Here is a 2,248-nt window from a genome sequence, read left to right on the forward strand (position 1 = left end):
TGGTTCCTCACCGGCGGGTGCGGCCGGGAGTCAGCAGCGTCAGAACGGAGGTTCGGTGGAGAAGGTGCCAGTCCAGACGGGTTCAGCCGGTTTAGAAGCTGTTGTCTTTCCGGAGCTGAGGACTGCGTTTCCGCTGGTCGGGCATAGGTTCGGCGATCCCGTGGGAGTTGTGGCCTGTCGTGCTGTCGCCCGGGAGGTCGTGGATGCCGTCGGTGGTTGGGCTGTTGGAACAGCGTGAACTGAGTGCTCGCCGTCGTGTGGACGAGCTGCGGGAGGAAGCCGACCGTGTCCAGGCCGAGTTGGCCGTGGCCGAACGGGAATGGCAGGAGTGGGCCATCGCCTGCTCGCGGGTCGGCGAGGTGCTGGCTCCCATGGACGAGAGCGGGCAGGACCCCGCCCGGCCCGAGGGGACAGCGCCGGCCGCCGAGGAGCAGACCGGAAAGACGCCGCAGGTGCCGGAGGCAGCGAAGACGAAGTCGCAGGTTCCGATGTGGCGTGAGGGGCTGGCCTGGTCGGTGCTGTCGGTGGACTACCAGCGCATCCTCAGGGCGCTCACGGACCGGGCCCGGCTCCATCAAGGGCCGCTGACCTGCCAGGAGATGGCCGCGACGTTCGGCATGGACGTGGTGCCGGCACGGGTGGAGGCACTGCGGTCGAAGGCGAAGCGCCTGGTCGCGCGCGGCTGGCTGGCCGAGCAACAGCCGGGCCGCTTCATGCTGGCTGCGGGCGTGGCCGGGCCAGGCGGCGGGTCATGAGCAGGGTCATCGACCAGTAGACCATCGCCTCGGCGCTCGTGGTGCGCCGCTCGTAGTCGCGTGCCAGGCGGCGGGTGCGCATCAGGTGGGCGAAGAGGCGCTCGACGATCCACCGCTTGGGCAACACCACGAAGCCGTGCATGTCGTCGCTGCGTTTGACGATCGCCAGGACCAGGGCGAGCGTGGCCAGGCAGTACTCGACGAGGCTGCCGGTGTAGCCGCCGTCGGCCCAGACCAGCTCCAACCGGTGGTGCGCGTTGGCGACTTGCCGCAGCAGCACCTGGGCGGCGGTGCGGTCGCCGACGTCCGCGGCGGTGACCATCACGCCCAGCAGCAGGCCGAAGGTATCGACCACGACGTGCCGCTTGCGCCCGTTGATCAGCTTGCCGCCGTCGAAGCCGCGGCTGTCCGACCCGACGACGGCGTCCGCCTTGACCGACTGCGAGTCGATCACCCCGGCCGACGGCTCCGCATCCCGCCCCAGCCTCTCGCGGATCCTCGCACGCAACCGGTCGTGGTACTCCTTGACCAGGCCGTGGTCGCGCCAGCGGCGAAAGAACGCGTATGCCCGGTCCCACGGCGGGAAGTCGACAGGCATCGCCCGCCACTTGATGCCATTGTCGACCAGGTAGCGGATCGCATCGAGTATCGCCCGGTGGCAGTACGCCTCCGGTTGCCCTCCGCGGCCGCGCATCCAGCCAGGCACCGGAAGCAGCGGCCGGAAGGCCGCCCACTCCGCATCCGTCATGTCCGTCGGATAGCGCGGCTGCCGCAACCCGTTGTCGGCGGCGTTTCCGAACCGGTGAGCCAGGCAGTCACACTCCAGCGTGACAGAACTGGACTGCCCCGCCGTCGACACGGAACACTGCGGCACCAGGGCCTCCTGATGTTGCTCGGTGATTCGACACCAACGAGCTGTTCAGGAGGCCCTGCTCCTATGCGCCGAACACCCCGCGACCACCCAATCGAGACTTCCGTTCGACGGACACCACTCAAGATCGGAACGACAACAGCTACTCACGGTGCACATCCCGGAATATCTGGAGGACTGCGAGCTGGTAGCAGGCGAGGATCTCGCGCGCGAGCCCGCCTTCTGGCTCGCGCATCTCATGTTGACCGTGGGCGATCCGAGCGAGGATCCGGAACGTTACGGGGTGGACTCGGCGGTCTATGAGGAGATGGTGGAGCGCCTCGGTGACCCTGAAGAGCCTTGGCCTGTGCTGCGCGTCCCCTTCACAGGCGGGCATACCGCATACGTCGTGTACGCCAACTTCCACGACGTGAACAACGTCGACTTCTTCGTGCGCCACCCCCAGTGGGGACGACTCGGCTATCTCGGTCAGTGCGGCGCGGACGAAGCCGGCCCCGGGCTGTCCTGGAAGGAGCTCGCCATACTCACTGAGAAGGCTTCCGCTTACCAATCAACGGGCTTGTCTGGTCGAACAGGGGTCCTGATCGGGTGATCGCGGCAGAAGCGGCGCATGCAGGCAGGG

Annotated in this window: 3 protein-coding genes; 2 read left to right on the plus strand and 1 reads right to left on the minus strand. The window is 67.8% G+C overall.

The genetic code is table 11. The annotated features are described in order from the left end of the window. The first annotated feature begins 203 nt into the window (after positions 1 to 203). Positions 204 to 755 (plus strand): hypothetical protein, encoded by a 552-nt coding sequence (locus ACFYZB_RS46690; RefSeq protein WP_388768260.1) that lies wholly within the window; start codon positions 204 to 206, stop codon positions 753 to 755. Here ACFYZB_RS46690 and ACFYZB_RS46695 read toward each other — a convergent pair. Next, complete coding sequence (locus ACFYZB_RS46695; RefSeq protein ID WP_388768262.1) at positions 712 to 1,503, minus strand: IS5 family transposase; 792 nt, start codon at positions 1,501 to 1,503, stop codon at positions 712 to 714. The genes ACFYZB_RS46690 and ACFYZB_RS46695 overlap by 44 nt on opposite strands. A gap of 274 nt (positions 1,504 to 1,777) precedes the next feature. Here ACFYZB_RS46695 and ACFYZB_RS46700 point away from each other — a divergent pair, with 274 nt between their 5' ends. Further along, positions 1,778 to 2,218, plus strand: a complete 441-nt coding sequence (locus tag ACFYZB_RS46700) for a hypothetical protein (RefSeq protein ID WP_388768264.1) — start codon at positions 1,778 to 1,780, stop codon at positions 2,216 to 2,218. The last annotated feature ends 30 nt before the right edge of the window (positions 2,219 to 2,248 follow it).

The sequence above is a fragment of the Streptomyces sp. NPDC001852 genome, assembly GCF_042891825.1.
GTDB lineage: Bacteria > Actinomycetota > Actinomycetes > Streptomycetales > Streptomycetaceae > Streptomyces.